The following is a 24,775-nucleotide window of genomic DNA, read 5'->3' as shown; positions in this document are numbered from 1 at the left end:
TTTCCGAAAAACGATAGTAGGAGTCTGAATTGGGAAGCTCGATAGTAGTATATTCAGAAATCATCGTCACGCGCTATGCGAGCCTAATTATTTGAAAAACAGAAAGTGGGTCGGCAGCTTCCGAAGCTGTCCATCCGAAGGCTTATTAATGACTCGTCCATTAAAAATAAGTGATGAGGAGCCGCCGCCATCGAGATTATAGCCGTCCACGGCGCCATAACGCTGAAGGAGAAGCTGCATCTCGCCAAGCGTAGCGCCGGAGCTCCCGGATTCGTTATAGCCGTCTGCTACAATAAACAGCAGTTGATCGTCTTTATAGTTGGCTACAATGGTTCGCGGCGCCCGCTTCGGGCTTGTCTGCCACTTGATCGGGATCGGCTGCGGAGCCCCGCCTCTCATCAGTACGGGCACAAAGGAAGCACCGAATTTTGGTTTCTGGGCATCCAGCTGCGCTTTGCTTGCGAATTTCCCGCCGATCAGCTCATTCTGTTCATTTAAACCGACAAAAAACAAATCTGCGTGAGGCGGTTCAAAGCCTGTTGCATAGCTTCCGTCCACGATGGTTGTGCTGAGCGGATAACGCTTGCCTCGTCCATCCGCAAAGCCGCCCGCATTGACGCCCGCAATGGCTCCGTGACGGTTGACTGCGGAAAGCGTAGACTCTGCTTTGCCGAGCTCGTCGCCGCCGAGAGACATCGTCATGGCATCTTTGCTCTTCAGCTTTACTTTTAGCGCGTAAGCCGTAAAGTTTTCTGCTTTTATGTAGAAGAGCTGGGCTCTAAGCTTGTCGGATTCAACGGTTGCAGAGGCATTGCCAAGCTTTCGCGTAATATTGCGATCGTAAATTTGCAGAGGCTTCATCGCTTGGGAGGCTGCAATCGACGAAATTTTCGCCATATCCGCATTCGTCTGCTGGTACAGTTTTATTTGCCTTTGAATCGATTCCCGCGTTTGCGACGCAATTTCCTGGGCGAGATCAAGGCCTGCTGCGGCATGCGTAATATCGGCTTCAGGCAGCCTTGCTTGTTCGGTGACGGGCTTCGGGAATGCTTCGGTAGATAATTGAATGACCATATCGGATAATAGCAGCCAGATCATTACGCCTAGAAAAGGGGCACATGCGAGTAAGGCGGTACGGTTTAATGCTCTTACGGTGATATTCATTTGAGCACATCCAAGTTCTTCTGCAGCTCATTCAGCTGCTTCTTCACCTCGTTCAGCTGCGTGTACAGCTTGTTGCTGTTATCGGTCTTGGAGGCCGCATTATCCTTCGTGAACGTAAGCAGCTCGTTTAGCGCATCCACCTTTGCCTTAAGCTCAGTAAGATCTGCCGTATAATCCGTTTCAAGCTGAAGCATGCGAGCCTCGTAGGTTTGCTGCATGGCCGCAATTTGGCTTGCGGTTTGCCGTTCCAGATCCGCGGATAAGGTTTGCTGAATCCGTTCGGTATACCATTTCGCGCCAAGTATGCCGGAGCATATAATAATGACCCATACGCAGACGAAGAGGAGAAAGGTACGGTTTCCTCTCTTTTTGCGTGTCTTCTTGTCGTATTGGCTGGCAGTACGTTGTTCCAAAATCAAATCACTCATTCTATTCATTCACCTCTCTTGTTAGTCACTTGCACGAAAGATCGGATGAACGAACTGCAAGCATGGGGTTCATTATTCTAGACATCAAATCATGCCAAATAGTTGCGCATGTCATCTTATTGTAACAAAGAGAGAAGTAGATGTCCCCTATGTGAGGTGGAAATAAATTGTAAATTTTAAAAATCAGCGGAACATTCTTACCCACTTGTGCGTCTAACCATACGGGATGCAGCAGTCGATGCTGTAAATTTGGAAGGAGAACAGGATGAGTAGAGTGAATTGGATCAGTCGAATGGCCAAGCGAATTGTTGTTGCTAGCTTGCTAGTTTCGCTTGTGGGAGCAGGGTTTGGAGCGAAGGAAGAGGCGCATGCGGCAGAGCGTCAGCCGATAAAATTGGTATTTGTCCACGGTTCAAAACAAATGTCGTTGAACGGGAAAACGCAGCAAATGACAACGCCGCTTCCGGTGGTAAAAGGAGTCACGATGATTCCGGTCCGTACGATTGCGACTTCTGTAGGCGCAAGCGTATATAACGATAGCAAGGGTACTCATATCGATACTTATTTCAACAAAGTAACACTGAACGTTAACATGCGCGGTGCGAACCGCAACGGCAGCTATTTGCTTTTGCCAAATGCGGCTATGCGGATCAATGGCACGATGCATGTCCCTTTATCCGCGGTAAAGTTCCTATGGAATGCGGGTTACGTCTATAACGCGCAGCTGAAGCAAATCACCATTACGATTCAGCCGGAGCCGAATGTCGCGCCGGTAGCCAAATTCAATGCACCGCTCGAAGTGAAACAGGGCGAGAATATCGAATATGAGGATCTCAGCTATGATCCGGACGGGAAGACCGTTAAACCGATATGGACGGGCCGGAAAAGCACCTATTTCGAGCCGGGCGTTTATACGGTAACGCTAAGCGTCTACGATAGCGAAGGACTTAGCAGCGATCTCGTGTCCCAAGACATTCACGTGACGGACGAAGTGATGTACACACCATACGAGTATTACATGCGTTATGGTAATCCAGGCGATAAATTCGTACTAGACGGAAAGCTGATGAACACCTTTAAAGAGGTTTCGACCATTGAATCCAAGAGCGGACGCACATTGTACATGTCGAATGCGCCGGAACGTTTCTTTGGTGAGGGTCTCCTCTATGAGGATACATTGAATGATCCAAGCCGATTGTTCCTCCATCACCGGAACGGTGCCCAAGAGCGGTTAAAGCTAGCCGTAGTCGCAACGAACAAGGGAACGGAGAGCGTTAAGCTGACGATAGGCAACCGGGGACTGGCTGGACCTAGCGTAAGCGCGCTTCAGTTCGGATCCGCTGCGGTAAGCAGATATTTTGTGCCGTCACAGCCGCGCGAAATGATCATTGAGCCGGGGGCATCCATCAATCTGATGCCGGAGATGGAGAAAATCATCATGAATCCGGATGAAGGCTTTTCAGGCTTGCTTGATGTAGACATGGATGGCGAATTGACCTTCTCGACGCTAGCGTTAAAAGAATTCACGGATCCGGTAAGCGCCGTGTTTACGCTGCCTGAGCTGGAGAAAGTCGGCAACCGCGGGAAGTTTTTTGATACCGATCAATATATCGAAGTGAATGAAAAGGTTGGCGTGACGGAAAGCAAGCTTCGCCTCGGCCAGCGTGGTCCGGCTATGGCGGGCGTAGATGCGCTGACGGGAGGAATGACAATTAACGGCGGTGAGTATGGCGCTGTGACGACGATCAAGCTCAAAAGCATCGCTTACGGAACGCGCATTATTTTGAATCCGCGCGCGGGTATTTTCCAAGGGGCAGTCACTGTAAACGGCAAAGTTGTTTCGGTGCCGTCCGGCGGACATGTAAAGGTAGGCGAAGGTGCGCTTATTTATACGCAGCTAAGACCAGAGGGAGCAGCCGGACAGCAAGCAGCACCTGAGGTGACCATTCAATATACATCGCCGGGAGCAAGCTCATTGCCGATCCTATTCGTATTTCTGCCGGCATCGGACTTTAAATCATAATTATTTGGAGGAATCGCCGTGTGGATCGGCGTTTCCTCCATTTTTGTTGTTGACCCTCCTTGTCATGTATACTAGAGATAGTGATTTTCATTAGAACCATTGAGGAGGATGATCAGTATGGATCAACCAATTACAAATAACGGCGCAAGCCAAACCGAAGCTAAAGCCATGTTCGCGGGAGGCTGCTTCTGGTGCATGGTCACTCCTTTTGAAGAAATGCCGGGAATTATCTCGGTCGTTTCCGGCTATACGGGAGGTCATACCGTCAACCCGACTTATGAGGAGGTTTGCTCGGAGACGACAGGCCATGCGGAGGCGGTGCAAATTACGTACAATCCGCAAATTTTTCCCTACGAGAAGCTGCTCAACATATTCTGGATGCAAATTGATCCGACGGATGCGGGCGGACAGTTCCATGACCGCGGCGAGTCTTACCGGACGGGCATTTATTATTATGATGAGGAGCAGCGCGAGCTGGCTGAGGCTTCCAAGCGGGAGCTCGAGGCGAGCGGCCGCTTCGATCGTCCGATCGTAACGGAAATCGAGCCGGCGCAGGCATTTTACCCGGCAGAGGATTATCACCAGGGCTATCATAAAACGAACCCTTACCGCTATAAAATGTACCGTAAAGGTTCCGGCCGTGACGCGTTTATCTCGCAGAACTGGACGGTTAAGAAGGACAAGGAAGAGCTTAAGCAGCGTCTGACCCCGATTCAATACGAAGTAACGCAAAACAGCGGGACGGAGCGTCCGTTCACAGGCGAGTACTGGGATCACACCGAGGATGGCATCTATGTGGACATTGTGTCAGGAGAGCCGCTGTTCAGCTCCCGCGATAAATACGATGCAGGCTGCGGATGGCCGAGCTTTACAAAGCCGCTTCAGGCTTCAGCAATAGCAGAACATACTGACTCCTCGCATTATATGGTAAGGGTTGAGGTTCGCAGTAAGGAAGGCGATTCCCATCTCGGCCATGTGTTCGATGACGGACCGCAGCCAACCGGGCTTCGGTACTGCATTAACTCTGCATCTCTGCGGTTCATTGGCAAAAATGAGCTGGAGCAAGAAGGGTACGGCGAGTATTTGCATCTTTTCGAGTAATAGGTCTGTCAAACGGCAGAAGGAACAACTCAAATGAATGGAGGAGATACAGAAGATGAACGTTGAAGAAGCGATTCGGACGCGCAGAACGATTGGGAGAGTCAAGAAGGACCCTGTAGACCGCGCGCTTATTGAACGACTGCTCGATGCGGCCGTTTGGGCGCCCAGCCATCATAATACGCAGCCATGGTCATTTATTGTCATGACCGGTGAAGGCCGAGGCCGGCTTGCCGAGGGATATGCGCGCGTATCCGCAGCAGCGGTTCCGGATTTGACTGGACAGGCGCTTGAAGATCGACTAGCGAAGGAACGGACAAAAGCATACCGCGCACCTGTTGTTATAGCGGCAGTATGCTCGCCTTCTAATGATCCGCGGGCGGTTCTGGAAGAAGAGCTTGCTGCTGCTCAAGCAGCCGTGCAAAACTTGCTGCTCGCCGCGCACGCAAGCGGACTGGGTGCGATCTGGCGATCCGGCGATCCGATGTATCATCCCCTCATGAGAGAGACATTCGGGCTTGCCGAGAAAGACCGGATTGTTGGCTTCATTTACTTGGGTTATCCCGAGATGACGCCGCCGGAGCCGCAGCGTGTACCTGCTACCGCGAAGACGGTATGGCTGGTGTAGATTACGGTAATAAGCTTATGAAACAGGCCGTGCCATTCGGATATGCGAATGGTACGGCCTGTTTTTGGTCTGCATGAATCCGGTAAACAATGAAAGAAAACGCCTCATACAAGCTTCTTAATCGTAAAGTTCGCCTGCAGCACATACCAATTCTGTGGAAAAGGAACGCCAAGGACCCAGTAGCTGACACCGCGCAGGTTATAGGTTTTTACGAGGTTGAACTTCGCCTGCACGCTGCGTGCGTCCTCAAACCAGACGGTATGCTCGCGGCCTTCCTTATCATAATAGTTGTAGTGGGGGGATTGCGCGTCCACGTCATATTCAATGTTTGCTCCGTATTGAATAGCCCGGTTTACCGCCGCCTGCGAACTGACTGTGGGTGCCCATTTCCCACCTTGCACGTAGGGCAGTGTCCAGTCATAGCCGTATAACGGCATGCCCATGATGATTTTCTGTGCTGGAATTACGCTTAACGCGTAAGTCAGCACTTTATTAACCTCGTTCAGCGGCGCAACGGCGCGGGGAGCTCCGCCAGACCATCCCCATTCGTAGGTCATCAGCACAACGAAATCGACGATGCGTCCATGAGCAGGATAATCATGCGCCTCGTACAGCGTACCCGTTTGGGTGGCGCTGAGCTTGGGCGCGAGACAGCTGGATACAAGATAATTCTGCGGATGCAGGCTGTCTACGAGTCTCTGCAAAAAGGCGTTGTACAGCTCACGGTCGGCAGGCGGCACATACTCGAAATCAACATTAAGCGCTAGGTATCCCTTTTGCTTCATCGTGGCGAGTATGTTTCCGATAAGCCTTTGCTGAAGCGCAGGATCACTTAACACCGCATGGGCTATTTCCGGGCTGAAGGTTCCGTTCTCAAAATTAGTGATGACCATCATCGGCGCGGCTCTCGATTGGTAGGCGGCATTAATGATCGCGGAGTCGTCGAGGGTTGTAAAGGACCCGTCAGCCTGTACACGACAGCTGAACGGGCTTAAATACGTTAAGTATTGACCGATTTCCTGCACAAGCTCGACGCCGGCAGGTCCGAACTTTTCGGTGTAAGCATTGACTTCAATAGTGGGTCGTGCCGGTTGAGGAATCACAATCGTTTGACCTGGATAAATGAGCGCAGGATTTTTAATTTGATTAACCTCCGCCAGCTCTTGCAGCGTAACGCCGTATCGCTGAGCGATCAGCCAAAGCGTCTCTCCGACGAGCACCCTGTGAGTGGCTGCTTCAGTGGGAATGATAATGGATTGACCGACAACAAGTATATTCGGGTCGCTTAACCCGTTGGCATCCGTAATATCGCTAACGGATACGTCAAATTTTTGAGCCAGCTTATATAATGAATCGCCTTTCTGCACTACATGAATTTGCATCTTCGCCGAACCTCCTTTTCAAATTCATTGTTCATGCATTTACGACTGCGGCCTCTTTGTGCGCATACCAAAAAAGTCTCCATTATAACTGTATTCGTCGGAGGTTGTCCCTAGTCTGGAAAAGAAGCGGGTGGGAATTCCGAGCATTGGGAATAATACGAAAATAAGTACAGGCAGCCGACGCTAAATCCAGTATTTTATCGCATACGGATCTTTTCGTGATTTGCGTTTGTGCGCCTTTTCTTTGAGAAAATGGAACGAACTGGGGCTTCAGCGGAGCATGAAAGGTAAACGGTGTGGGTTAAGCCCCTAAATATGGGTATTTCACTCGGAATTCGGCTTTGTTTTATTCAAAAAAACGAACCTTTATAAAACATTGTCTTTTAATGTTCGTATTTCATTGACAGTGGTTTGGGGATTAGATAAACTAGAATAGGTTTGAGGCGGAGCGCTCTGACAGTGCGAAACATGTTGTAGTTTGTCGAAGCCGAAGACTCAGAAGTATGACTTTAAAGTTAAAACTGAAATACAAGGATGAACCATCTAACTTCTTCCTATTTCATTTACATTCATCTCGTATATATTTGGGATAAGGCCTGAATGTTTCTACCCGGAAACCTTAATTTTCGGACTACGAGCAAGATGAGACGACATGCGATACCGAGCGATCGCCATAAAGCAAGTTCGCAGCATACAGATGCCCTTTTGATTAGATAGAGGTTGCCTCTCTCACGAGGCAGCCTACTCTTGTCTTTACGGCCATGCGGCGCAGCTTGATTCGTCATCATTAAAGTGAAGCATGTTCGATCGCGGGTTCGCATGAATACCGGTCGTATCGTCTGCTTCCGCTCCGGTCCTGCGGCATTCCCATTCCTATGGTTGCTGACGGGCTTTTTCTGGTTTTTACCGCTTCGAGTTCATGAAGCTTTATGATTTATAAACTTATAAATGAAAGTGGGTTTGATCGCATGTCTGCGAAGGTGGGCGTCATCATGGGCAGCAAATCGGATTGGGACACAATGAAATTAGCCTGCGATGTTCTGGAGGAATTGCAAATTCCTTATGAGAAAAAGGTCGTTTCGGCGCATCGGACACCGGATTTGATGTTTGAATACGCGGAAACTGCGGTAGAGCGCGGGCTTAAGGTGATTATCGCCGGAGCTGGCGGAGCCGCACATTTGCCCGGCATGGTCGCTGCAAAGACGATTTTGCCGGTTATTGGCGTTCCCGTTAAATCATCAAATCTGAGTGGATTGGATTCTTTACTTTCCATCGTTCAAATGCCGGGCGGTATTCCCGTGGCTACGGTTGCGATTGGCAACGCGGGCGGCACGAATGCGGGATTGCTGGCGGCACAAATGCTGGGAGCATTCGACCCTGAGGTGCAAGCGCGCGTGGAAGCGCGCCGCGAGCGCGTGAAGCAGGAAGTGCTGGAAAGCAGTGAAACGCTATGAGTCATGAAACGGACAAGCAGCCTCTAAAGACGCTGCTGCCCGGCAGTACGATCGGAATCTTAGGCGGAGGCCAGCTTGGCCGAATGCTCGCGAATGCGGGCAGCGCGATGGGCTATCGGTTCATCGCGCTTGATCCGACCCTAGACAGTCCAACCGGACAGGTCGCCGAGCAAATTGTGGCCGATTACGATGACCGCGAGGCAGCAAGGGAGCTTGCGAAGCGTTCGGATGTCATTACTTATGAATTCGAGAACGTTGACGCGGACGTCGCGGCGATGCTCATGGAAGAGTCGTACGTGCCGCAAGGCAGCGAGCTGCTCTACACGACGCAGCATCGGCTTCGAGAGAAGCATGCGATAGAAGCGGCCGGCGTACGCGTCGCGCCCTACCGTGAGATTCGCAGCGTTGACGAGCTTCGCGAGGCGGTAGCTGCCTTCGGCACGCCATGCGTGCTGAAGACGGCGATGGGCGGCTATGACGGCAAAGGGCAGTGGGTCATTCGCAGCGCAGATGAGATCGAAGAAGCGTATGAGACACTCGCGCGCGCGAAGGTACAGCTGGTGCTGGAGCAGTTCATTCGTTTTGATAAAGAAATTTCGGTTATAGCGGCGAGAAGTCCGCAGGGTGAAATTAAAACTTTCCCTCCAGCGGAGAATATACACGTCGATAATATATTGCATTTGTCCATCGTTCCCGCAAGAATCAGCGAGGAGCTGCAGCGCGAGGCTGAGCGCCTTGCAACGCGGATTGCCGAGGGGTTAGGCGCGGTTGGGCTTATCGCGGTAGAGCTGTTTGTTACGGCAGACGGCGAGCTGTTCGTAAACGAGCTTGCGCCTCGCCCGCATAACAGCGGCCATTACACGATGGAGGCTTGCCGTACGTCGCAGTTCGAGCAGCATGTGCGGGCGGTATGCAATTTGCCGCTTGGCGACACGACGCTGATGAGTCCAGTCGTGATGGTCAACGTGCTCGGCCAGCATGTCGAGCCGCTGCTTGCGCTGACGGCACGCCGGGATGAGTCGGCTGAGCGGTTGAAGGTAGCGCCGAAGGTGCATTTGTACGGGAAAAAGGGCGCTGTTGCCAAGCGGAAGATGGGTCATGTCAACGTGCTGGCTGAGAACACGGAAGCCGCACTGAGCTGGATTGAAGAAACAACTATTTGGAAGGTGTGAAGGATTAATGTTAGAGCGTTACAGCAGACCGGAAATGAGAGCAATTTGGACAGAGGAAAATAAATTTAGAGCATGGCTGGAGGTTGAGCTTTGCGCATGCGAGGCTTGGTCCGAGCTGGGCGTTATTCCTAAGGAAGATGTAGTCGCGCTTCGCGCTTCCGCTGATTTCGACATTGACCGCATTTATGAGATCGAACTGGACACTCGCCATGACGTTATCGCGTTTACGCGTGCGGTATCCGAGAAAGCAGGTCCTGAAGGCAAATGGGTGCATTACGGCCTGACTTCTACGGATGTCGTTGATACGGCGATCGGTTACCTGCTGCTTCAAGCGAATGAAATTCTCGTCAAAGACATCGAGCGCTTCATTGAGATCCTAAAGGATAAAGCACTTCAATATAAAGATACGCCGATGATGGGACGTACTCACGGGGTTCACGCGCAGCCAACGACTTTCGGTCTAAAAATGGCGCTTTGGTACGAGGAAATGAAGCGTAACCTGGAGCGTTTCCACCATGCGGCAAACAACGTGCAATTCGGAAAAATGTCCGGCGCTGTAGGCACATTCGCAGACATCGATCCTTTCGTTGAAGAATTCGTGTGCAAGAAGCTCGGCATTACGGCAGCTCCAATCTCGACGCAAACATTGCAGCGTGACCGCCACGCTGAATATATGGCGACACTTGCGCTCGTCGCTTCGTCGCTCGATAAATTTGCAACCGAAATCCGCGCTTTGCAGAAGAGCGAATTCCGTGAAGTCGAAGAGCCGTTCGCAAAAGGTCAAAAAGGCTCCTCCGCAATGCCGCATAAGCGCAACCCGATCGGCTGCGAGAACATTTCCGGCTTGTCCCGCGTTATTCGCGGACATATGGTTACCGCTTATGAGAACATCGCGCTTTGGCATGAACGCGATATCAGCCACTCTTCGGTTGAACGGATTATTTTGCCGGATGCAACGATGCTGCTTAACTACATGTTGAACCGTTTGGGCAATATCATCAACAACCTGACCGTGTTCCCGGAAAACATGAAACGCAACATGCAAGCGACATACGGCGTGCCGTTCTCGGGCCGCGTATTGACGAAGCTGATCGACAAAGGCTTCAGCCGGGAAAAAGCGTACGACACCGTTCAACCGCGCGCGATGCAAGCGTGGGAGACACAGCGTCAATTCCGCGACATCATCGGCGAAACGGAAGAAATTACAAGCGTGCTTTCCACGGAAGAAATTGACGATTGCTTCAACCCGGCTTGGCATTTGAAGCATGTGGATACGATTTTCACACGTTTGGGATTGATTTAAGGGGAGGCTGGCCTGATGACTGCAACATCGCAAGCTTTATCGACGGCTGTCGATTATATAAAAGCACCGCTCATTTACAAAGGTAAGGTACGTGAGCTTTATGATCTTGGCGAGCATTTCCTAATCGTCGTAACGGATCGGATCTCGGCATTCGACTATGTGCTTGACCCTGCTGTTCCGGACAAAGGCAATGTGCTGAACCGCCTATCGGCTTACTGGTTCGAGCAAACGGCCGATATCCAAGTGAATCATGTCGTCCACACGGATGTGGAGAAGCTTGGCGCTCTCGTAACGGAGCCCGAGCTGCTGAAAAACCGCATCATGGTAACCCGTAAAGCGGAGCGCATCGATATCGAGTGCGTGGTTCGAGGCTATATTACGGGCGGCGGCTGGAGACAATACCAGCAAACATCAGCTATTAACGGGATTGAGCTTCCGGCTGGCCTTCGCAAAAACGAACGTTTTCCAGCGCCGATCTTCACGCCGGCAGCGAAAAACGACGTTGGTCACGACGAGGACATCCCATTTGAGAAAATGGCAGAAATGGTCGGCGCCGAGCTTGCCGAAGAGCTGCGCGACCGCAGCATCAAGCTTTATGAGTTCGCTCACGGCTATTGCGCCGAGCATGGCATTATTCTTGCCGATTGCAAATTCGAGTTCGGACTTATCGACGGCAAAGTCGTTTTGATCGATGAAATCTTCACGCCGGATTCCTCGCGTTTCTGGGCTGAAGGCAACTATGCGCTGGATATCGAGATCGATAGCATGGACAAAGAACCGGTGCGCACGTATCTGCTTGGTTCCGATTGGGACCGCGACAGCAAGCCAGCACCATTGCCTGAAGCCGTAGTAGCCGAAACAACGGCTCGCTACCGCGATATTTACCGCCGTCTGACTGGCGTCGAACTTTAGAAAACGTAACTGTCCGCAAATTTCTGCTTCATATGCATCGGAAATAGCGGTAGAATTAAACGATATTTCGATTCAGGGCAGGGATGCTGAGCGAAATAAAGGTATTTGCGGGCGTTAATCGGCACCAAATCGAACTAGGACATCGAAATGAAGCCATTAACGCCCATAAGTACTGCTATTCGCAGCAAACTGGCTTTTATGGTTAAATTAGCAGGAAAAACTCCTGTTAATTCAATCGCAGCTTGTAAGTTGAGCGAATTAACGGTAAAAACTGGCGTTAAATGTGATCCAATCGAGCTAGGACGCCGAAACTGTTGCAATTAACGCCGAAAATTCCCGCTAATCGCAGCAAACTGGCATTTGTATTTGAATTAACGGGAGTAAATCCCGTTATATTAAAAATCCGCCATAGCAGGCGGGAGAAATGACAAAAACAACGCCGAGCGCAAGCATCGACGCTGACATAGGGACGCCAAAGCGTATGCCGTCAAAGCAGGCAGTCAGCGAGAGCGCTGCTGCACCCCATTGCTTCACCGACCATCCTCTCAGGGTTTGGTGGAAATGAGCTCACGCGAAGCGTGGGGAGTTGTTGTCGCAGAGCGACAGCGATCGCTTCTTGAAGACCGGGAAATTACCGCTTAGCGTGTAATCAGATTTCCCGGCTTCGAAAGCGACGTAGACAATAACCCCCACGCCCGCGCTGAGCAACGTCCATCAAGTCTGCGAGAAAACATTGCTTCACCGACTCACTCGAAACGGTATTATCTCAAAGTGTGAGAGCTCGGAGAGCGGGAAGTTGTTGCTGGAGAGCGACAGCGATCGCTTCTTGAAGCCGGGAAATTGCCGCTAAGCGGTGTAATCAGATTTCACGGCTTCGAAAGCGGCGTAAGCAATAACTCCCGCGCCCGAGCGGCAATCACATTTTGAATAAGAAAGCTGTTGCGAGAAAAACCCACATTTTCAGGAGGCTATTATGAAGGCAACCGTCTACGTCACCATCAAGCAAAACGTTTTGGATCCACAAGGAACCGCTGTACAAGGCGCGCTTCACACTCTGGGCTTCGCCGAAGTCGAAAAAGTACGCATCGGCAAATATTTGGAGCTTGAACTCGATACGACTGACCGCAGCGAAGCGGAAGTACGCATCAAAGCAATGTGCGAAAAACTGTTCGCGAACACGGTTGTAGAAGATTTCCGTTTTGAACTGGAGGGTTAAGACGATGAAGTTTGCGGTACTCGTATTTCCTGGCTCCAACTGTGATATCGATTGCTTCAAAGCCGTCGAAGACACTATCGGCCAGTCGGTTGACTACGTATGGCATACAGCTACGGACTTGTCCGCTTATGATGCAATTCTAGTGCCGGGCGGTTTCTCTTACGGCGACTACCTGCGCTGCGGCGCGATCGCACAATTCGCGGCTGTTATGGGCGAAGTGCAAAAAGCGGCTGAAGCCGGCAAGTTTATCCTGGGCATTTGCAACGGGTTCCAGATTTTGACGGAAGCCGGCCTTCTGCCAGGCGCATTGATCCGCAACAACGGACTGAAGTTCGTGTGCCAGCAAGAGCAGCTTGAAGTTGTAAACAGCGGCACAGCATTTACTAACCAATACTCGCAAGGTGAAATTATAACGATTCCAATCGCCCACGGCGAAGGCAACTACTATTGCGACGACGCAACGCTTGCCGAGCTTAAAGCAAACAACCAAATCGTATTCCGCTATGCAGGCGACACGAACCCGAACGGTTCGGTAGAGAACATTGCGGGTATCAGCAACAAAGCAGGAAACGTAGTAGGAATGATGCCTCATCCAGAGCGCGCGATTGATCAATTGCTTGGCTCGGAAGACGGCAAACGGATGTTTACATCGATTTTGAATGCATGGAGGGAACAACATGGCGCAGCAGTTAACAGCTAAGGAACCGACAGCGGAGCAAATTGCCGAGCAAAAGATTTACAGCCAGTTTGGCGTATCCGATTATGAGTTTGAGCTGATTTGCGGTTTTCTTGGCCGTCAGCCTAACTATACGGAAATCGGCGTTTTCAGCGTCATGTGGTCAGAGCACTGCTCTTACAAAAACTCCAAGCCGATCTTGAAAAAATTCCCGATTACCGGACCTCGCGTTCTTATGGGACCAGGCGAAGGCGCGGGTATCGTCGATATCGGCGACAACCAAGCGGTTGTATTCAAAATCGAATCGCATAACCATCCATCGGCGGTTGAGCCTTTCCAAGGCGCTGCAACTGGCGTTGGCGGCATTATCCGCGACATTTTCTCCATGGGAGCTCGTCCGATTGCTTTGCTGAACAGCCTGCGCTTCGGTCGCCTTGAGAATGAGCGCGTTAAATATTTGTTTGAGCATGTAGTTAGCGGTATTGCCGGCTACGGTAACTGTATTGGTATTCCGACAGTTGCGGGTGAGGTTATGTTCGATGAGAGCTACGAGGGCAATCCGCTCGTTAACGCGATGTGCGTGGGTCTAATCGATCATGACAAAATTCAGCGCGGTGTCGCTAAAGGGGTAGGCAACCCGGTATTCTACGTGGGTCCTGCTACAGGCCGCGACGGTATTCACGGCGCAACCTTTGCTTCAGTAGAACTGTCCGAAGAATCCGAAGAAAAACGTACAGCGGTACAAGTCGGCGATCCGTTTATGGAGAAGCTGGTTATGGAAGCGACGCTTGAGCTGATCGATTCCGGTATCGTGCTTGGTATTCAAGATATGGGAGCAGCAGGACTTACATGCTCCAGCGCGGAGATGGCTTCCAAAGCGGGTAACGGCCTTGAGCTTTACCTTGATGAGGTGCCGCAGCGCGAAACAGGCATGACGCCTTATGAGATGATGCTTTCCGAGTCGCAAGAGCGTATGCTCTTCGTCGTAGAGCCGCAGCATGAAGCACAGGCGAAAGAAATCTTTGACCGTTGGGGCATTATTTGCGCCAAAGTAGGTAAAGTAACGGATGACGGACGTCTTCGTTTGTTCCACCAAGGCCAAGAGGTTGCCGATATGCCGGTTAAAGCGCTCGTTGACGAGTGCCCTGTATACGACAAACCATCGAAAGAGCCTGCTTACTTCAGCGAAAATGCTGCAATAGACACAGCAGCTTACGAAGAAGTAACCGATTTGACCGGCGCGCTGGAGAAGGTTCTTGCTTCCCCAACCGTAGCGAGCAAAGAGTGGGTTTATAATCAATATGACTACATGGTTCGTACATCGACAGCTGTTCAACCGGGCTCCGATGCGGCAGTCGTAACGATTCGCGGCACGCGCAAGGCGCTTGCGATGACAACGGACTGTAACGGACGTTACGTATATCTAGATCCGGAAGTGGGCGGACGCATTGCCGTTGCGGAAGCAGCGCGTAACATCGTTTGCTCGGGCGCAGAGCCGCTTGCTGTTACGGATAACCTTAACTTCGGTAACCCGGAGAAGCCAGAGGTGTTCTGGCAGCTTGAGAAATCCGCAGACGGTATGTCTGAGGCTTGCGTCGTGCTTAATACGCCGGTAATCGGCGGTAATGTAAGCTTGTACAACGAGAACGCGAAGGGCGCTATTTACCCGACGCCGGTAATCGGTATGGTTGGTCTCGTACATGACATCGACCACATCACGACACAAGGCTTCAAAGCAGAAGGCGACGTTATCATTCTTGTCGGCGAAACGAAAGCGGAACTGGGCGGAAGCGAGCTGCAGTACGTATTGCAAGGCGCTGCTGCCGGACGTCCTCCTGAAATTGACCTTGCAACGGAGAAGAAGGTTCTTGATGCCGTGCTTGGCGCTATTCAAAAAGGTCTTGTAGCCTCGGCGCATGACTTGTCCGAAGGCGGTATTGCGGTTGCTGTTGCGGAATCCTGCATAAGCGGTCGCCTTGGCGCTGAAGTTGCTTTGACATCGGAGCTGCGCGCTGACCATCTCTTGTTCAGCGAATCGCAATCCCGTATCCTGCTTTCGGCTAAACCGGAGCAAGCTGCGGCTTTGCAAGCATTGCTTTCCGAGCAAGGCGTTGTACATGCACAAATCGGTACTGTTAAAGGCAGCGGCCTGACCATAAGCGTAAACGGAAAAGCCGGCATTCAGGCGCCGGTAAAACAACTGGAGAAGGTCTGGAAGGATGCGATTCCATGTCTGATGAAAAAATAAGACAGGAGCCCTTGTTATGGACGGGAGACCACTATAACGAAGGCATTGGCCGTGACGATATTTTTGACAAATTGCGTGAGGAATGCGGCGTTTTCGGGGTATTTAATCTCCCCGAAGCGTCCAACCTTTCCTATTATGGACTTCATGCGCTTCAGCATCGCGGCGAGGAAAGTGCCGGAATTTGTACGGTAGATACGAATAACGGCAACAAATTCGCTTACCACCGCGGCATGGGTCTAGTAAAAGAAGTATTCGATAAAGAAAAGCTCGATATACTGGCCGGCGACCGTTCGATTGGCCATGTTCGTTATTCGACAGCGGGAGAGAGCAAGCTTGCCAACGCGCAGCCGCTTATTTTCCGTTATCGGGACGGCGACCTTGCGGTTGCTACGAACGGCAATATCGTGAACGCGCCTGAGATCCGCCATGAGCTCGAGATGTCAGGCTCGATCTTCCAAACGTCCAGCGACACGGAAGTTATCGCTCATCTGATCGCTCGCTCGTCGAAGGATTTTGAAACGGCAGCGAAAGAGGCTTTGCAGCGCATTGTCGGCGGCTTTGCATTCTTGATCATGACCAATGAAAAGCTGCTGGTTGCTTCTGATCCGCATGGCCTGCGTCCGCTCGTTATGGGCCGCATCGGCGATGGATACGTATTCTCTTCGGAGTCATGCGCATTTGAGACGATCGGTGCGGTTTATGAGCGCGATGTTCAGCCGGGCGAGCTGCTTATTTTGGATGCTAACGGCTTGCGTGAGGATCGTTACGCCAAAGTTGACCGCCGCGCAACCTGTGCGATGGAATACATTTATTTTGCCCGCCCGGACAGTGATATTAACGGGATTAACATTCACTCGGCGCGCAAACGGATGGGCCGTCAGCTTGCAACGGAGTCGTTCGTCGACGCGGATATCGTAACGGGTGTTCCCGATTCGAGTATCTCGGCTGCGATCGGTTATGCGGAGCAAACGGGCATTCCTTACGAGCTTGGACTTATCAAAAACAAATATACCGGCCGGACGTTCATCCAGCCTTCCCAAGAGCTTCGCGAGAAGGGTGTCAAAATGAAGCTGTCCGCTGTCCGTAAAGTGGTTGAAGGCAAACGCGTCGTCATGATTGACGATTCCATCGTGCGCGGCACAACGTCGCTTCGGATCGTTAACTTGCTTCGCGAAGCAGGAGCGACAGAGGTGCATGTGCGGATTACATCGCCGCCTTTCAAAAACCCTTGCTATTACGGCATCGACACGCCCGACCGCAAGGAGCTTATCGCTTCTTACCGCACGGTAGAAGAAATACGGAAACAGATCAATGCGGATTCTTTATCCTTTTTAAGCGACGAAGGCTTTGTAGAATCGGTTGGCGGCAATGACGGAGCGTATAATCGCGGCATGTGTCTCGCTTGCTTCGATAACGATTACCCAACGCCGGTTAACGAAGAATCGGACAAAAGCTGCAGCTGTTAATAGCGTAAATGATTAACCCCATGGAGTGATTGCTGCTCCTAAATTAGTTAAGGAGTTGACCGAGAGTGTCAGAAGCGTACAAAAAAGCCGGCGTCGATATCGCGGCAGGCAACGAAGCGGTTGAACGGATGAAGAAGCACGTAAAGCGGACTTACCGCCCTGAGGTGCTGGCAGAGCTTGGTGGCTTTGGCGGTCTGTTCAGCCTAAACAAGGACAAGTATGATGAGCCTGTGCTCGTGTCTGGAACGGATGGCGTCGGAACAAAGCTGAAGCTTGCTTTTGCCATGGACAAGCATGACACGATCGGCATCGATGCCGTGGCAATGTGCGTGAACGATATCATCGTTCAAGGCGCGGAGCCGTTGTTCTTCCTCGATTACTTGGCATGCGACAAAGTCGTTCCGGAGAAGATCGAAGCGATCGTCAAAGGTATCGCTGAAGGCTGCGTGCAAGCGGGCTGTTCCTTGATCGGCGGCGAAACGGCTGAAATGCCGGGTATGTACCAAGGCGGAGAATACGATATCGCCGGCTTTACGGTCGGTATTGTCGACAAGAAGAAAATGATCGACGGATCAACTATCGCTGCGGGCGACGCGGTTATCGGCTTCGCTTCAAGCGGTATTCACAGCAATGGCTTCTCACTCGTTCGCCGTTTGCTGCTTGAGGATGCTGGATACAAGCTTGATCAGGAGCTTGAAGAGCTTGGCGGCGCGAAGCTTGGCGACGTGCTGATCGAGCCAACCCGCATCTACGTAAAATCGGCGCTTAAGCTGGTTGAGCAAGTAGAAGTGAAGGGCATGGCGCATATTACGGGCGGCGGCTTTATCGAGAATATCCCGCGGGTTCTGCCGGACGGCGTGAACGTTGACGTGGAATTCGGCTCATGGCCGATTTTGCCAATCTTCGATTTGATGCAAAATAAAGGCGGCATTACGAATCGTGATATGTTCACGACTTTCAATATGGGTATCGGCTTAGTAGTTGTTGTACCGGCTGATCAAGCAAATGAAGCACTTCGCATTGCTAACGAGCTTGGAGAGCAGGCTTACCGTATCGGAACGGTTACGGAAGGAAGCCGCATCGTAACGTTTACCGGAGCGGACGTATAATGGGAGCACTTCGCATCGCTGTTTTCGCTTCGGGACAAGGTTCAAACTTCCAAGCGATTGTGGATGCGGTGCAGGAGGGGAAGCTCGATGTAACCATCGAGCTTCTTGTTTGTGACAAGCCTGCCGCTCCCGTAGTGGAGCGCGCGCGGAAGGCTGGCGTGGACACGTTCCTGTTCACGCCGAAAGAGTATCCGTCCCGTGAAGCCTACGAGACGGAGATTATCGCTGAGCTTGCGCGCCGCGGCGTAGAATTGATCGTGCTGGCGGGCTACATGCGCATTATCACATCGGTGCTCGTTGAGCCGTTCTACGGCAGGATGATTAATATTCATCCGGCATTGCTGCCGGCATTCCCCGGCGTGAACGCCACCTTGCAAGCGCTGGCGTACGGTGTGAAGCTGACCGGCGTAACCGTCCATTATGTGGACGGGGGCATGGACAGCGGGCCGATTATCGCGCAGCGCGTGGTTGAAGTGACGGATGCAGATACGGAAGAATCGCTCGCAGAGCGCATCCACGCAGCGGAGCAAGCGCTGCTGCCGGCTGTCATCCAGCAGATCGCGCAGGGGCGCGTTTCGCTCGATGGGCGTCATGTGAGAGTGAGCGGCTAGCGAATTTAAGGCACTATTTTCGGATAAGCAAAGGTTTGGTCAAATAGATGAGGAGGTATTTGCGTGGCAATTCGTAGAGCGTTAATCAGTGTTTCCGATAAAACGGGAATCGTGGAATTTTCCAGAGACTTGGCAAGCCAAGGCGTGCAAATCATTTCGACGGGCGGTACATTCAGCCTGTTGCAACAGGAAGGCATTCCGGTTATCGGTATTTCCGATGTAACGGGCTTCCCGGAGGTTTTGGATGGTCGTGTCAAAACACTTCACCCGGCCGTACATAGCGGTTTGCTTGCGGTGCGTGACAATGAAGAGCATCAGAAAACGATGAAGGAGCTTGGTCTGGATTATATCGACCTTGTTGTCGTTAATTTATATCCGTTCAAAGAAACGATCGCTAAGCCTGATGTTTCCTATGAAGATGCGATCGAAAACATCGATATCGGCGGCCCGACTATGCTTCGCTCTGCTGCCAAAAACCATGCGTTCGTAACGGTTGTAGTTGATACTGCCGACTATGGCACGGTTATTGAAGAATTGAAAGCACAAGGCGATACGACGCTTGAGACACGCAAACGCTTGACTGCCAAAGTGTTCCGCCATACAGCGGCTTATGATTCCCTAATTTCCGATTACCTGACCAAGCAAGTGGGCGAATCATTGCCTGAGACGTATACGGTAACTTACGAGAAGGTTCAGGATCTTCGTTACGGCGAGAATCCGCATCAGAAGGCTGCATTCTACAGCAAGCCGCTTGCTGCGGCAGGCAACGTAACGACTGCCGAGCAGCTTCATGGCAAAGAGCTTTCTTACAACAACATCAGCGACGCAAACGCAGCGCTTGCTATTCTGAAAGAGTTCGACGAGCCGGCAGTTGTTGCCGTTAAGCATATGAACCCTTGCGGCGTAGGAATCGGCGCAACCATTCACGAAGCCTACCAAAAAGCATACGCAGCGGATCCAACCTCGATCTTCGGCGGTATCGTCGCGGCTAACCGTACGATTGGTGCTGACACGGCTGAGCTGCTTGGCGGTATTTTCCTTGAAATCATCATCGCTCCTGACTTCACGCCAGAGGCGCTTGAAATTTTGACGAAAAAGAAAAACATCCGCTTGATGAAGCTGGGCGAGCTTACCGCAGCAGGCGAGCGCAAGCCGGAATGGCTTGTTACATCGGTTGACGGCGGCATGCTCGTGCAAGAGAGCGACGTACACGGCGTAACGGAAGCGGATCTGAAGTTCGTAACGGACCGCAAACCAACAGCAGAAGAGCTGAAGCAGCTTCTATTTGGCTGGAAAGTCGTGAAGCATGTGAAATCGAACGCGATTTTGCTTGCTAAGGATGATATGACGATCGGCGTTGGCGCAGGCCAAATGAACCGCGTTGGCGCGGCTCGTATCGCGATTGAGCAAGCGGGCGAGGCGGCAAAAGGCGCAGCTCTTGCTTCGGATGCATTCTTCCCAATGGGAGACACGGTTGAGCTTGCGGCAAAAGCGGGTATTACCGCAATCATTCAGCCAGGCGGCTCAATCAAGGACGAAGAGTCCATCGCAGCGGCTAACGCGAACAACATCGCTATGGTGTTTACAAGCGTGCGTCACTTTAAACACTAAACGAGTAAATAGGCAGCCGCACGTTAACGACAGAGAGCTGGCGAGGGCGGCGGCTGCAGCTGTTTTAAAATATAAGAATTATAAAGGACGGCGACAGCCGTTTACGCTTGTATAGTTATTTAGGAGGTTAACGGTTATGCGTATTTTGGTAGTGGGCGGCGGCGGACGCGAGCACGCAATCGTATGGGCGCTTAAGAAAAGCGAGAAGGTAAAAGAAATTTTTTGTGCGCCGGGCAATGCCGGCATTGCGCAGCTTGCCGAAGTTGTGCCGATTGCAGTCAGCGAGTTTGACGAGCTGATCCGTTTTGCAAAGAATGCAGCGATTGATCTTGTGTTTGTAGGTCCGGATGATCCGCTTGCGGATGGCATCGTGGATGCATTCGAGGCAGCTGGAATCGCAGCATATGGTCCTCGCAAAAACGCGGCGGAAATCGAAGGCAGCAAAATTTTCATGAAAAATTTGCTGAAAAAGTACAACATTCCAACGGCGAAGTATGAGACGTTTACCGATTATGAGACAGCTTCCGCATACCTTCGCGAGCAGTCTGCGCCTATCGTTATTAAGGCTGACGGCCTAGCTGCCGGCAAAGGCGTTACGGTTGCCGCAACGCTTGAAGAAGCAGAAAAGGCACTGCGCGAAATGATGGTCGATAAGGTATTTGGCCAAGCCGGCACGCAAATCGTTATCGAGGAATGCCTAGTCGGACAAGAAATGTCGATTCTTGCTTTCGTTGACGGCGAAACTGTACGCGCGATGGTGCCCGCACAGGATCATAAGCCGATTTTTGACGGCGACAAAGGGCCAAATACAGGCGGCATGGGAACGTATACGCCGCTGCCGCATATCGATCCAGCCATCATCGAGGATTCCATCCAGAACATCATTATTCCTACGGCAAAAGCAATGGTTAGCGAAGGGCGCCCGTTCCGCGGCGTATTGTTCGCCGGCCTTATGATTACGCCGGACGGTCCAAAGACCATCGAGTTTAACGCGCGTATGGGTGATCCGGAAACGCAGGTCGTATTGCCTCGTTTGCAAACGGATCTGATCGATATCGTGCTTGCATCGATTAACGGCAACCTCGATCAGCTCGATATCCAGTGGAGTGACGAAGCAGCGGTTTGTGTGGTTGTTGCATCAGAAGGTTATCCCGCTTCTTATCCGAAAGGCCGTGTCATTAGCGGTCTTGCCGAGGCGGAAGCACAGGGTGCATTGGTGTTCCATGCAGGTACAGCCGAGAAGGACGGTCAGTTCGTAACGAACGGCGGACGCGTGCTGGGTATTGTGGGACGCGGTCGCGACATTGCTGAGGCTCGTGCCCGTGCATACGAAGCGGTTAGCGTCATCGACTTCGAAGGCAAGCAAAACCGTACGGACATTGCCGCAAAAGCGCTGGTTTAAGTCCATTATTGAATGAAAGGCCAATGCCCCGCGACGCTCACCTAGAGCAGCGCGGGGCATTCGTTTTTTTTGCGTGCAGGGCCCGATGGCTATAGCTGTCAGGCTCTTTTTTTATGTTCATTTATGTCAGATTTACTCGAAAGGTGTTACTAATTTGTAACTCTATCAATCTGTTCCAGCGTTACAATGAATCTATCAGCGAGGAATAGAAGGTGAATGAGATGAAAATGGCAAAGCGGCATCGTCCAAAGCTATTAGTTTGGATGATGTTTGCGGCAGTAACGGTATGGCTTAGCGGATGCTCTGCCAGCCAAACGATTAGCTCGCTGCTGACAGGCGATAAGCAGCCAGCAGTAACCACAGGCAGCGTCTGGACGGGTCCTCAGACAGATGGAGGCTCAGACGGCGAAGGCAATGTTGTCATCGTTGGCCATGCCGGCGGTGGCACGGGAAGCGATGTCAGCCACGGCGATCTGACAGGCAAGCCGCCGAAGACGCAGGGTGAAGGCAGCATAGGAGCTCATCCGGGTTACGACAAGCCAGATCCGAGCGTCACAGAAAAGCCGGATGCCGATCCGGACAATGCAGGAGCAGAAGTGACCAACGAGCCGGAACCGGCTGGAACAGAGCAGCCGGACGCTCAGGCAACGGAGAAGCCGGAAGTAACGCCAACCCCTAAGCCGGATGCAGCGGCTACGAGCGAGCCTGTCACGCAGTCCACAGCGAAGCCGGATACGCCGGTGACGAACAAACCAGATACCTCTGCAGAAGAGCTGGATAAGCCTGATAAAACGGCTCCGGCAGTAAAGCCCGGCAAAGGCGAGAAATATATTGCCTTGACGTTTGATGACGGTCCGGACCAGCGTTATACGAATGACATTTTGGACATCCTGAAGGAAAAAGAAGTAAAAGCAACATTTTTTGTCGTCGGACAGCAGGTCAAGAAAAATCCTGAAGTGCTCCAGCGTATTGCGGAGGAAGGACATGCAATCGGCAATCATACTTACAGCCATAAGGATTTATCTAAGCTGAACAAGCAGCAAATGATCGTGGAAATCAAAACCTCCGATGCCGTGATCAAAAAAACAATCGGTTTTACGCCGGCTATGGTCCGCGCTCCATACGGCGCCGTATCGGATACGCTGAAGGTTGTATTGAAAGCGAGCAGCCGCGAATTAGTTGGCTGGAACATCGATACGCGTGATTGGGCGGGTACATCCGCAGCGAATATGAGCAAAATGATTAAGAACGAGGCAAAGCCGGGTGGTATAATATTAATGCATTCTTTTGGCAGCAAAAATATTAAGAACACGGTACAAGCGTTACCGGGCATTATTGATGATTTAGTAGAAATGGGCTACACATTGGTGACTGCCGATCAACTAGTTTAACTGGGTTAAAGGTACGAGGAGGCTGTAAAGTTGGATAACGGAAGTTATACGAGAGCCAAGTATAGCCGAGGACAAATCATGCGATGGAGCATTCTGCTCTGCGGCATCCTAATCCTCCTATGCTTGGCTACAGGCTGTCGTTATACAGCCGCACCTGCAGATCTCCTGCAGAAGCCGGCTATTGCGCCGGAAAAGCAAGCGATCGTACAAGCCATCGAAATGAATCTGCCGGCTTACAGCAAGCTCACGCTCCCTCTTCGAGAGGATCATATGGAAGCGATTCGTCTAATCGACGCAGACGGGGACGGTACGAAAGAGGCCATCGTTTCTTATTACAATGAATACAGCTCACCGGAGTTAATGGTGTTTAAATATACATCGGGCCTATGGAAGCCATGGGTGCTCGTGCAGCAGCCGCTTGCTAGGCTTATCGAATGGCTGAAAATCGAGGATCTCGATAAGGACGGCCATATGGAAATTATGATCGGATGGATCGGCGCTTTCGACAGTCCCAACGTGCTTGAGATTTATTCGTTCAACACAAAGCCCGTACGGGGCGATACGGGTAAGCTGATTCTGAAGCCAGTGGAGACGCTGCCTTATTCTTACGGGGATACGGGCGACATCAATGAGGATGGGCGTCTGGAGCTTGCGATCCTCTCAGAGATCGGAACGAGCCAGGAAATGGCTCTGCCCGAATATCATTTAACGCTCTACAATTGGAAAAACGGGGGCATGCAGGAACTCTACACGGAAAACCTGTATAATGCTGTTAATAATTATGACCGTTTAATTATTGGACGGATATCACCTCGCCATAGAGGGATTATTTTGGAGGCGTCGACCGGTGCCCACAGCACCTATACGGCGATGTATGTTTGGGAGAAAAACAAGCTTCGGCTCGTTTTCCCAACGGGCGCAAAAGGGCAAGAAGGGTTGAGCGGCACACCTACTATGAGCAAGGATAAAAATGCGGATGGCATATTGGAGCTGTCATGGGCAAGAGAAGCGCCTGGGTATGAAGACATTTCCTATGCCGAGTCCAAGTGGTTGAACGAATGGATGCAGTGGGACGGCAAAAAGGGCTTTGAGAAAATCTCGGAAGAATTTACGGATTATCGCTATGGCATACAGCTGCGGATTCCGGAGCAATGGATAGGCCGCTACACGCTGCATAGCTCGGATGAAGCGCATGCCTTCGTAGCGATTGACTATTGGAATGAGGAGTTAAACATGACGTCCGATCTGGCCACATTATATGCCGTACCGCAGAAGCAGTGGGAAACCGTAGAATCAGAGTGGAGGCAGCAAGGAAAGCCCTATCGGCAGCTCTTGACGGACAGCGGCAATATATTTGCGGTTTCGTTCGTAAAGGAAGCCCCGGCGAAGTGGCCGGAAGCAGAGCGTCAAGCGTTCAGCGAAATGGCTGGGGTGGAAGCGGAGCTTGCTTCTTCACTGACCATTCGAAATGATTAAGATAG

At 51.5% G+C, this 24,775-nt stretch carries 21 protein-coding genes and 1 riboswitch; of the genes, 17 read left to right on the top strand and 4 right to left on the bottom strand.

All coding sequences use genetic code 11. The features are described 5' to 3' along the window. Window positions 1–87 precede the first annotated feature (87 nt). Both AC1DLI_RS08370 and AC1DLI_RS08365 read right to left on the bottom strand, forming a co-directional pair. Window positions 88–1,164 carry a phosphodiester glycosidase family protein gene (locus AC1DLI_RS08370; protein ID WP_477601421.1) on the bottom strand — a complete coding sequence of 359 codons (1,077 nt, stop codon included), beginning with the start codon at window positions 1,162–1,164 and terminating at the stop codon, window positions 88–90. Then, window positions 1,161–1,592, bottom strand: coding sequence for a hypothetical protein (locus AC1DLI_RS08365; protein ID WP_477601419.1), 432 nt, complete (start codon window positions 1,590–1,592; stop codon window positions 1,161–1,163). Before AC1DLI_RS08365 ends, AC1DLI_RS08370 begins: the two co-directional genes overlap by 4 nt. Before the next feature lie 265 nt (window positions 1,593–1,857). On the opposite strand from AC1DLI_RS08365, the gene AC1DLI_RS08360 reads away from it, so the two are divergent. The 3 genes from AC1DLI_RS08360 (at window position 1,858) to AC1DLI_RS08350 (ending at window position 5,341) form a co-directional block, all read left to right on the top strand. Continuing rightward, entirely contained in the window at window positions 1,858–3,615 is a 1,758-nt protein-coding gene (locus tag AC1DLI_RS08360) for a stalk domain-containing protein (RefSeq protein WP_477601417.1), read from the top strand. A gap of 117 nt (window positions 3,616–3,732) precedes the next feature. Further along, window positions 3,733–4,716, top strand: a complete 984-nt coding sequence (gene msrB, locus AC1DLI_RS08355) for a peptide-methionine (R)-S-oxide reductase MsrB (RefSeq protein WP_477601415.1) — start codon at window positions 3,733–3,735, stop codon at window positions 4,714–4,716. 55 nt (window positions 4,717–4,771) lie between these two features. Next, window positions 4,772–5,341, top strand: coding sequence for a nitroreductase family protein (locus tag AC1DLI_RS08350; protein WP_477601413.1), 570 nt, complete (start codon window positions 4,772–4,774; stop codon window positions 5,339–5,341). A gap of 104 nt (window positions 5,342–5,445) precedes the next feature. Here the strand turns inward: AC1DLI_RS08350 and AC1DLI_RS08345 are convergent, their stop codons facing one another. Continuing rightward, window positions 5,446–6,723 carry a glycoside hydrolase family 18 protein gene (locus AC1DLI_RS08345; RefSeq protein WP_477601411.1) on the bottom strand — a complete coding sequence of 426 codons (1,278 nt, stop codon included), beginning with the start codon at window positions 6,721–6,723 and terminating at the stop codon, window positions 5,446–5,448. Between the two features lie 554 nt (window positions 6,724–7,277). Continuing rightward, window positions 7,278–7,377: riboswitch (purine riboswitch) on the top strand. 314 nt (window positions 7,378–7,691) lie between these two features. On the opposite strand from AC1DLI_RS08345, the gene purE reads away from it, so the two are divergent. From purE to AC1DLI_RS08325, 4 genes are read left to right on the top strand one after another with little or no spacing between them, the layout of a single operon-like run. Beyond that, window positions 7,692–8,177 carry a 5-(carboxyamino)imidazole ribonucleotide mutase gene (purE, locus tag AC1DLI_RS08340; RefSeq protein ID WP_114378329.1) on the top strand — a complete coding sequence of 162 codons (486 nt, stop codon included), beginning with the start codon at window positions 7,692–7,694 and terminating at the stop codon, window positions 8,175–8,177. After that, window positions 8,174–9,349 carry a 5-(carboxyamino)imidazole ribonucleotide synthase gene (gene purK, locus AC1DLI_RS08335; RefSeq protein ID WP_477601408.1) on the top strand — a complete coding sequence of 392 codons (1,176 nt, stop codon included), beginning with the start codon at window positions 8,174–8,176 and terminating at the stop codon, window positions 9,347–9,349. The genes purE and purK overlap by 4 nt, the downstream gene beginning before the upstream one ends. Window positions 9,350–9,356: 7 nt before the next feature. Continuing rightward, window positions 9,357–10,652, top strand: coding sequence for an adenylosuccinate lyase (purB, locus tag AC1DLI_RS08330; RefSeq protein WP_477601406.1), 1,296 nt, complete (start codon window positions 9,357–9,359; stop codon window positions 10,650–10,652). Window positions 10,653–10,667: 15 nt separating this feature from the next. Further along, window positions 10,668–11,564 (top strand): phosphoribosylaminoimidazolesuccinocarboxamide synthase, encoded by an 897-nt coding sequence (locus AC1DLI_RS08325; RefSeq protein WP_477601404.1) that lies wholly within the window; start codon window positions 10,668–10,670, stop codon window positions 11,562–11,564. 390 nt (window positions 11,565–11,954) lie between these two features. On the opposite strand, the gene AC1DLI_RS08320 is transcribed toward AC1DLI_RS08325, so the two are convergent. Beyond that, complete coding sequence (locus AC1DLI_RS08320) at window positions 11,955–12,098, bottom strand: hypothetical protein (RefSeq protein ID WP_477601402.1); 144 nt, start codon at window positions 12,096–12,098, stop codon at window positions 11,955–11,957. Between the two features lie 436 nt (window positions 12,099–12,534). On the opposite strand from AC1DLI_RS08320, the gene purS reads away from it, so the two are divergent. The 10 genes from purS (at window position 12,535) to AC1DLI_RS08270 (ending at window position 24,770) form a co-directional block, all read left to right on the top strand. Continuing rightward, a complete protein-coding gene (purS, locus tag AC1DLI_RS08315; RefSeq protein WP_477602333.1) occupies window positions 12,535–12,780 on the top strand; it encodes a phosphoribosylformylglycinamidine synthase subunit PurS in 246 nt (81 codons plus the stop codon). A gap of 4 nt (window positions 12,781–12,784) precedes the next feature. Beyond that, complete coding sequence (gene purQ / locus AC1DLI_RS08310) at window positions 12,785–13,480, top strand: phosphoribosylformylglycinamidine synthase subunit PurQ (protein ID WP_308995071.1); 696 nt, start codon at window positions 12,785–12,787, stop codon at window positions 13,478–13,480. Further along, entirely contained in the window at window positions 13,458–15,704 is a 2,247-nt protein-coding gene (gene purL / locus AC1DLI_RS08305; protein ID WP_477601400.1) for a phosphoribosylformylglycinamidine synthase subunit PurL, read from the top strand. The genes purQ and purL overlap by 23 nt, the downstream gene beginning before the upstream one ends. Then, window positions 15,686–17,170 carry an amidophosphoribosyltransferase gene (gene purF / locus AC1DLI_RS08300; protein WP_477601398.1) on the top strand — a complete coding sequence of 495 codons (1,485 nt, stop codon included), beginning with the start codon at window positions 15,686–15,688 and terminating at the stop codon, window positions 17,168–17,170. Before purL ends, purF begins: the two co-directional genes overlap by 19 nt. A gap of 65 nt (window positions 17,171–17,235) precedes the next feature. Next, window positions 17,236–18,279 (top strand): phosphoribosylformylglycinamidine cyclo-ligase, encoded by a 1,044-nt coding sequence (gene purM, locus AC1DLI_RS08295; RefSeq protein WP_364151039.1) that lies wholly within the window; start codon window positions 17,236–17,238, stop codon window positions 18,277–18,279. Further along, entirely contained in the window at window positions 18,279–18,890 is a 612-nt protein-coding gene (gene purN / locus AC1DLI_RS08290; RefSeq protein ID WP_477601395.1) for a phosphoribosylglycinamide formyltransferase, read from the top strand. The genes purM and purN overlap by 1 nt, the downstream gene beginning before the upstream one ends. A 63-nt stretch (window positions 18,891–18,953) precedes the next feature. Next, window positions 18,954–20,501, top strand: a complete 1,548-nt coding sequence (gene purH / locus AC1DLI_RS08285) for a bifunctional phosphoribosylaminoimidazolecarboxamide formyltransferase/IMP cyclohydrolase (protein ID WP_477601393.1) — start codon at window positions 18,954–18,956, stop codon at window positions 20,499–20,501. 136 nt (window positions 20,502–20,637) lie between these two features. Then, a complete protein-coding gene (purD, locus tag AC1DLI_RS08280; RefSeq protein ID WP_477601391.1) occupies window positions 20,638–21,903 on the top strand; it encodes a phosphoribosylamine--glycine ligase in 1,266 nt (421 codons plus the stop codon). A 221-nt stretch (window positions 21,904–22,124) separates the two neighbouring features. Next, window positions 22,125–23,294 carry a polysaccharide deacetylase family protein gene (locus AC1DLI_RS08275; protein WP_477601389.1) on the top strand — a complete coding sequence of 390 codons (1,170 nt, stop codon included), beginning with the start codon at window positions 22,125–22,127 and terminating at the stop codon, window positions 23,292–23,294. Between the two features lie 30 nt (window positions 23,295–23,324). Then, the gene (locus AC1DLI_RS08270; RefSeq protein WP_477601387.1) at window positions 23,325–24,770 is read left to right on the top strand and encodes a hypothetical protein; all 1,446 of its coding nucleotides are present in this window, start codon (window positions 23,325–23,327) and stop codon (window positions 24,768–24,770) included. The last annotated feature ends 5 nt before the right edge of the window (window positions 24,771–24,775 follow it).

The sequence above is a fragment of the Paenibacillus sp. 01T443 genome (assembly GCF_056398325.1).
Note: the sequence above shows the minus strand (reverse complement) of the source record. Positions and strands in the feature narration are given on the sequence as shown.